Raw genomic sequence first — 6,688 nt, 5'->3', positions numbered from 1 at the left:
TAGTGAAAAAACCAATTATCATGCAAATTATGCTTAACAATGAAATTGTGTAAAAAAGTATTAACTTCAAAATAATGCCCCCTGAATATATGAATAGCACATAAAGTATGCTAAGTTAAATCACCTTTATTATGCTATTATTGTAGTATATAATTTTATTGTAACAAATACTAGCACATGCCTGCAACCTTAATTGTAAACACTGTACATGCCGAGAAAAGAGTGTATGTAGTTAACAAAAATGATAAAAAAGTACAAAAATTTAAAGTTTATTTTACATAAACAGATATTAAATGTGCTAAAACAAAAAATGTAGAAATGGAGTATAATTTTATATAGTATGGAGCTAGCTTAGGGGGAAAATATGATAAAGAAATTAAGAGTTAATGGGTATTTATAAAGATATTTTTAATGTATATTTCTAAATTGATAGGCAATCATATTATCTTTTGATATAATTATAAATATCAAACTATATAGATATATAACGTACTTATTTAGTTGAAAGGTAGTGAAATAGATGGAATTATTAGATTTAAGATATGATGCTGCATTTAAAGAATTTTTTAAAGATACAGAGCTTCTAAGTAGTTTTATAAGTTCAATTACAGGAAAAGAATTACAAGTTGAATCTCTAGAATATACAGAAGAAAAAGCAGTAGATGATGGCAGAAGTATAATATTCGATATACTTGCTATTGATAAAGATGGCAATAAAATAAATGTAGAGATGGAAAAGAATTCAACTAGTAGTATAAAAAAGCGTACTCAATTTTATTGGGCAAAAGCATTTACTAGAGGTTTCGAAAAAAAGAGCAAATTTAAAAACCTAAAAGATACTATATGTATAAATATATTAGGAAATAATGTATTTAAAGATGAAGTTATATGTAGAGAGTATGTGTTGTATGATAGAGAAAATAACAATAGATTAGATGAGTGTTTATCTATTTACTTTGTAGAACTCCAAAAGGGAGAATATTCAAAAGGTGAAAGTATTAAAGATTTATGGATAAAACTCTTATCGAATTCTAAAAGAGCAGAGGAGTTGCCAGAGGAAAGTCCAATAATAAAAAAGGCTGTTTTGAAAGTTTATCAAATAAGTGAGATAGATGATATTCAGTTAAAAGTAATCGAAGAAGCATTAGAGGAGTCAAAGAGACTTGACTGGGAAGATGATGTACTTGAGAATGCTGAAACGATGGTAAGAGAAGCAAAGCAAAAGGCACATGAAGAAGTAAAAGAAGCTAAACGAAAATTAAAAGAAGCAGAACAAAAGGCTGAAGAGGCAACTAAGGAGGCAGCTAAAAAGGCGGCTCAAGAAGCAGCTAAAGAAACTGAGAAAAGTACTAAAATTGATATGGCAAAAAATATGTTAGCTAGCAATATTGATATTAATATAATTGCCAATGTAACAGGTTTAGAAGTATGTGAAATAAAAAAAATACAATGAATTAAATAAGTCAAGGTATAGATGATTTAATATTTTATCTATACCTTGACTTATTTAAAAAATATAGTTATATGAAAAAAAATAAAATAAAGATAAATTTAATATTTAATTTACCAAATAATTACAGAAAGGGTAATAAAATGAAACTAAAATCCTTTTTAGAACTTTCAACCTATGGTTTAAAAACTATTCTTTTCAAAAATACTAAACCAATTCTAGCAACAATAATACTAACAGATGCCTGCAATCTTACCTGTAAACACTGTGCAGTGAACAATATCAACAAAATAATACATCCTTACAAAGAAATAAAAGAAGAAATGATAAGACTTTATAAAGAAGGTATAAGGATACTATTTTTTTGTGGTGGAGAAACTTTATTGTGGGAAGACGAAGGAAAAAATGCTAAAGATTTAATTATAGAAGCAAAAGAAATCGGCTTTGAACTTGTAAATATAGTTACCAATGGAACTATAGATTTAGATATTAAAGAAGCTGATGTAATATTTTTAAGTATTGATGGAAACAAAGAAAATCATAATTACATAAGGGGTAATACCTTTGATACAATTATGCAAAATGTAGACAAAGCGAATAATAGCAATATATGCGTTTACACAGCAATTAATAATAAAAACTACAAGGATATAAAAGAACTTTGTGAGTTAGTAAAGAACACAAAAAATTTAAGCAGCATTTCTTTTAATTTTCACACACCATACGAGGGAACGGAATCTCTAACCTTAACTAAAGAACAAAAAATAGAAGCAGTAACTACTATCAAAAGTTTAATAAAAGAAGGCTATCCAATTTTTAATTTATATTCATCACTAGATTATTATTTAGAAAACAATTGGAGTAGACCATGCAAACAGTGTATAGTAATAGAAAATAAAAAACAATTTGTATGTGGCAGATGTGTAGAGATAGAGGGGTTATGTGAGGAATGTGGATATTTATTTGCAGTAGAATTCTCATTATTATTTAGAGGAAATCCAAGAATAATCTATGATATGCTAAAGACATATCTAAAATTTGTGTAGGGGGATTTATGTTAACTAATATTTTAAGACCAATACTAAACAGAAGCTTTAAGCCATTTGAATTTATCAAATGTGAGGATAACAATAGCTTTGAACCTATAAATTTAAACAACAAAGATAACTTAGGGTTATACATACATATACCCTTTTGCAAATCAATCTGCCCATTTTGTCCATACAATAAGATAATATATGATGAAAAACTAGCCTATGAATATAAAGAAGCTTTATTAAAAGAAATTAAAATGTCTAATACTAGATATGGTAAAGAAGACATTACCTCTCTTTACTTTGGAGGGGGAACACCAGCCTTACTTATAGATTACTTAGAAGAAATTATAGAAAAAGTAAAAGAAAACTTTAATTTAAAGGGAAGCTTAGCTATAGAGTTACATCCAAGTAATATTACGCTAGAACTACTTAAGAAATTAAAAGCATTAGGATTTAACATGATAAGTGTAGGTATTCAATCTTTTAATGAAACTTGCCTTAATAATTTAGGTAGAAAGAGTAACAATGAAAGTGAGAAAATAAAATTAATTAAGGAAGTTGGCTTTGAAACTATAGATGTAGATTTAATCTTTGGTATACCAAATCAAACTATAAAAGAATTAAAAGAAGATGTAAAAACTGCTTTTGACCTTGGGGCAACTCAAATTTCTACTTACCCTTTTATAGATTTTTCTTATGCTAAAAATGAGAGAAAGCCTCTTTCAGCTAAAGAGAAAAAGGAGATGTTATTTGAACTTATAAAGGTTTCTAAAGAAATTGGACTAACTAGAACTTCTGTATGGACTTTTGCCAAACCTAATACAGAAAAATACTCATCAATAACTAGAGAAAATTTCATAGGACTAGGTCCAGGAGCAGCATCATTATTTGATGATAAATTTAGATTAAATACCTTTTCAGTAGAAGAGTATACTAAAGCTATAAATAAAAAGGAATTTCCTTGTGCTTTAGTATTAGATTTTACAAAGTTTTCGAGAAAATCCTATTGGCTATTTTGGAATGTATATAATATGAGCTTAGATAAAGAAGCTTATGAAAAAATGTTTAGTGGTAATATGAAAAAAGATTATTACCTAGAATTAGGCATTGCGAAACTAATGGGACTATTAAAGGAGAATGAGAAGGGCTATATGGTAACCACAAAGGGGTCTTATTATTTTCATGGTGTAGAGCAAATTTATACTTTGCAGTATATAGATAAAACCTGGGGCATAGCGAGGGAAAATCCTTGGCCAGATAAAATAAAATTATATTAAAGATACAAATAATATGATTTGTTAAACAAAATAGATAGGAGGATATATGAAATTATTAATACATGATTTAAATAAAGATGATTTTGAATTAATATTCACAAATCAACTAGAAAACACTACTGTAATATCTAATGATAGTAAAATTAATAAATGTATAGGTTGCTTTGGGTGTTGGATAAAAACACCTGCAACTTGTGTTATTAAAGATGAGTATAAAAATATGGGTAAACTTATATCTCAAAGTGAAGAAGTAATTATAATTAGCAAATGCACTTATGGAGGCTATAGTACTTTTATAAAAAATGTACTAGATAGAAGCATTTCTTATATGCACCCGTATTTTGTTATGAAAAATGGAGAGATGCACCATAAAAATAGATATAAGGACCAATTTAAATTGAAGGTTATTTTTTATGGTGAGGACATATTAGAAGAAGAGAAGAAAGTAGCAGAAAAGTTAGTAACTGCTAATGGTATAAATTTAAATGCGAAAGACAGTCGTGTAAGTTTTTATAATAAGTTAGAGGAAATAAGAGGTGAGTTTATATGAAAATAGCAATAATAAACGGTAGCCCTAAAGTAAAAGAAAACAATACACAATACTTTTTAGAGGAATTAAAAAATTTCCTTAAAGAAGAAGAATTTATAGAATTTAATATTAGAAAAGGTAATTTAAATGTATTAGATTATGAAAAAATCTATAACTGTGATAGATTGATTATCGGATTTCCATTATATGTAGACTCTTTGCCATCTCATTTGTTAGAGGAGTTAATTAAACTGCAAGAATTCTTCAATAATAAAGAAAAGAAAAATATATCTGTTTATACAATAGCAAACTGTGGCTTTTTTGAAGGACGCCAAAATCATCTTGCTATAGCAATTACAAAAAACTGGTGTAAAAGAGTGAATTTAAATTGGGGTCAAGGAATTGGAATAGGTGCAGGTGAAATGTTTGGAAGTATTAAAACAGTTCCACTAGGACGTGGACCTAAAAAGAGCTTAAGTGGTGCATTAGATACATTTAGTCAAAATATAAAAATTGGAAAGAATGAAGAAAATATTTATGTTTCGCCTAACTTTCCTAGAGTCGCATTTAAATTTTGTGCAACTATGTCCTGGAATGCTATGGCAAAGAATAATGGATTAAAAAGAAAAGATTTATTTTAAAAATTATAGTAAGCTTATATTCAATTACAAATTTATCCAATTTATGCTATTATATATTTATGCAACGTAATTATAGGTCGAATTCTATCATTTTAAATTTCTCCCTAGGACCTAAAAAGCTTGAAAGACCTTAAACAAGCTTAAAATATCTTATAAATAAATAGTAAAATTGAAGGTTTAAAAGGAGAATAGTATGCTTAACAAAATAACAGATAGAATCTATTATTTACCACAAGAGGAATATACAGACAGACCTGTGCTAGGATACATAAAAGGGGACAATATTTCCTTGATGGTAGATGGGGGAAACTCTATAAGACATGCACAAAATTTTTTAGAAGAGTTAAATAAAGAAGAACTTCCTTATCCAAGCTATGTGGGGATTACACATTGGCACTGGGATCATTGTTATGGTATAAGTGGTATAAATGCACTTTCTATAGCAAGTTTTAAGACTAATAAAAAATTAGAAGAGATGACAAAGTGGAAATGGACTAAAGAAGATATGGAAAAAAGACTAGAAACTGGTGAAGACATTAAGTTCTGTCATGACCATATTTTAAAGGAGTATAATAACACTGATGAAATAATAGTGAAGACAGCGGATATTGTTTTTGAACAAAAATTATCAATAAACTTAGGTAATATAAGCTGTCATCTTATAAATATAGATAACTGCCATTCAGAGGATAGCATTATAATATGGGTACCCGAGGAAAAGATAATATTTTTAGGTGATATCCACTGTGAAGATTGCCATAATGGAGAGTTAAAGTATTATAGAGATAAATTAAGTAAATTAATTCAGTTTTTATATGAAACAGAATTTAACTATGCAGTTACAGGTCATGATGGACCTATTACAAGAAAAGAGATTATGGAAAATTTAGAAAAAGAATATAGAAAATTATAAATAACTAGATTTAAAGCTATTAGCTTTACAGCAAACGAATATCTAAATACCTAGAGAGTATTAACTTTAAAAATACTTTCTAGGTATTTTTGTTATTATGAAATATTTTTAGTATAAAAGGCTATTAGTAACAACCTATTGTTTAAAGATTCTACAATGGTTATAATATTATATATGATAACTTTAACTAATAAGAGGTGATTTAGATTGAAAAAAATAAGTTTGGGAACTAGCGATTTTAAAAAAATAATAGATAATAATTATTATTTTATAGATAAAACATTGATAATTAAAGAATTTTTAGAAGATAGTGGAGAAATAGTTTTATTACCAAGACCAAGACGTTTTGGAAAAACTTTCAACCTATCTATTTTAAAATACTTTTTAGAAAAATGTGATGAAAATAGATCATACCTTTTTAAAAATTTGAAAATAGAAAATGAAACTGAAATAATGAAAAAACAAGGAGAATATCCTCTTATATATTTAACATTTAAAGATGATAAACATAGTACATTTGAAGATTTTTTAGAAGGATTTAGAGAAAAAATATCATCACTATATAAAGATTTCTATTATATTTACAAAAACTTCGAGTTTGAAGAAGATAAAAGGTACTTTGATAATATAATAAACAAAAGTTCAACCAAAGTTGAACTTGAAATATCATTATTAAAACTAAGTGAATATCTAAAAAAATACTATAATCAAAAGGTAATAATACTTATTGATGAATATGATACTCCTATTCATGAAAGTCATTTTAAAAATTATTATCCAGAGATGATAGGTTTTATAAGAAACTATTTATCATCAGCACTAAAGGACAATATAAATCTTG

General features: G+C 27.0%; 7 protein-coding genes. All 7 read left to right on the top strand.

All coding sequences use genetic code 11. From position 1 onward, the window contains the following. Nucleotides 1-520 precede the first annotated feature (520 nt). A complete protein-coding gene (locus ACRC03_RS19520) occupies nt 521-1,453 on the top strand; it encodes an Rpn family recombination-promoting nuclease/putative transposase (RefSeq protein WP_438654282.1) in 933 nt (310 codons plus the stop codon). A 140-nt stretch (nt 1,454-1,593) separates the two neighbouring features. Continuing rightward, nucleotides 1,594-2,496, top strand: a complete 903-nt coding sequence (locus ACRC03_RS19515) for a radical SAM protein (protein ID WP_438654281.1) — start codon at nt 1,594-1,596, stop codon at nt 2,494-2,496. Nucleotides 2,497-2,504: 8 nt separating this feature from the next. After that, a complete protein-coding gene (locus ACRC03_RS19510; protein ID WP_438654280.1) occupies nt 2,505-3,764 on the top strand; it encodes a coproporphyrinogen-III oxidase family protein in 1,260 nt (419 codons plus the stop codon). 46 nt (nt 3,765-3,810) lie between these two features. Then, nucleotides 3,811-4,314 (top strand): flavodoxin family protein, encoded by a 504-nt coding sequence (locus ACRC03_RS19505; RefSeq protein ID WP_438654279.1) that lies wholly within the window; start codon nt 3,811-3,813, stop codon nt 4,312-4,314. Continuing rightward, on the top strand, nt 4,311-4,934 hold the full coding sequence (locus tag ACRC03_RS19500; RefSeq protein ID WP_438654278.1) for a hypothetical protein: 624 nt from the start codon (nt 4,311-4,313) through the stop codon (nt 4,932-4,934). The genes ACRC03_RS19505 and ACRC03_RS19500 overlap by 4 nt, the downstream gene beginning before the upstream one ends. A gap of 193 nt (nt 4,935-5,127) precedes the next feature. Beyond that, on the top strand, nt 5,128-5,847 hold the full coding sequence (locus ACRC03_RS19495; RefSeq protein WP_438654277.1) for an MBL fold metallo-hydrolase: 720 nt from the start codon (nt 5,128-5,130) through the stop codon (nt 5,845-5,847). A 207-nt stretch (nt 5,848-6,054) separates the two neighbouring features. After that, on the top strand, nt 6,055-6,688 hold a 634-nt coding region (locus ACRC03_RS19490), incomplete at its 3' end, for an AAA family ATPase (protein WP_438654276.1).

Source organism: Romboutsia sp. (assembly GCF_051659545.1).
In the GTDB taxonomy this organism is placed as follows: Bacteria; Bacillota; Clostridia; order Peptostreptococcales; family Peptostreptococcaceae; genus JBOFOR01.
Note: the sequence above shows the minus strand (reverse complement) of the source record. Positions and strands in the feature narration are given on the sequence as shown.